The following is a 538-nucleotide window of genomic DNA, read 5'->3' on the forward strand; positions in this document are numbered from 1 at the left end:
AGGAATGCAAAAGCATGAGCTACGGAAAGGAGCTTAGTTTATGAGGTATGCAGTATATTATCAGGAACACTCACGAAAATTACACCGCCATCAATAATGCTTTCACACAAGACAAGCTACTTGAACCTGCCACAATCGGAATTTTGACTGTAATACTAACCAATAAGCCTGATTGGGTCGTGTATCCTGAGGAGATTGCTAAAAGGCTTGGCGTTAGTAGAAGAACGATAAATAGGCACTTTCAAAAATTGGAAGAGGCTGGATACATGAGGACAGTAAAGTATAGTTTTGGTGGAAATAAAGGAGCAAGGACATTTAGATTTTTCTCTGATGTACCCATAACCGACAGCTATTTTGATTATCTAAAGGACAATCTTGAGAAAGAGTTATCCACAAGCGAAGAATAAAATCCATTTTGCACAAGGCAAAAATTGCCCTGAACAAAATTGCCCTGAACAAAATTGCCCTGAACAAAATTGCCCTGAACAAAATTGCCCTCTAATAAATACTAACTATACAACAAGTACTAACTTACAAC

1 protein-coding gene is annotated in these 538 nt (G+C 37.7%); it reads left to right on the forward strand.

The annotated features are described in order from the left end of the window. The first annotated feature begins 47 nt into the window (after positions 1-47). A complete protein-coding gene (locus ACQRDX_RS09475; protein WP_172015091.1) occupies positions 48-407 on the forward strand; it encodes an ArsR/SmtB family transcription factor in 360 nt (119 codons plus the stop codon). Positions 408-538 lie beyond the last annotated feature (131 nt).

It is taken from the genome of Streptococcus sp. SGI.013 (assembly GCF_050315295.1).
GTDB classification, from domain to species: domain Bacteria; phylum Bacillota; class Bacilli; order Lactobacillales; family Streptococcaceae; genus Streptococcus; species Streptococcus porcorum.